The sequence below is a fragment of the Rhizobium ecuadorense genome (genome assembly GCF_001187535.1).
GTDB classification, from domain to species: domain Bacteria; phylum Pseudomonadota; class Alphaproteobacteria; order Rhizobiales; family Rhizobiaceae; genus Rhizobium; species Rhizobium ecuadorense.
The window spans coordinates 1-294 of the sequence record NZ_LFIO01000533.1 but is presented as its reverse complement, the minus strand read 5'-3'; the positions used below and the strand labels follow the sequence as shown (position 1 = coordinate 294).

At 63.3% G+C, this 294-nt stretch carries 1 protein-coding gene; it reads left to right on the top strand.

Annotation, left to right across the window (positions count from 1 at the left end; genetic code table 11):
• Positions 1-247, top strand: a 247-nt coding sequence (locus tag AF337_RS11875; RefSeq protein ID WP_152971006.1) for an FCD domain-containing protein, incomplete at its 5' end; no start/stop codon positions are given.
• Positions 248-294 lie beyond the last annotated feature (47 nt).

Genomic DNA, 294 nt, shown 5'->3' with positions numbered 1-294 from the left:
CTACTGCGCCACCCATAACGGCTTCCTCGCCGAACAGGCGATCGCCATCCGCAACCGCCTGAACGCCTTCCGACGCACGCAACTGCGCCAGGGCGAAAGGCTGAGCCGCTCCCGCGACGAACACGAGGCCATCATGCAGGCGATCGCCGAAGGCGACGGCGAGATGGCGTCACGGCGCATGCGCGCCCATATGCTCAACGCCGCCACCTCGCTCAGCCGTTTCATCGAGGCCAACAAGCCAGCGTGAATCTCCCTAAGGAATCGGGCAGTGGTATTTATAATGAGCCATGGTGG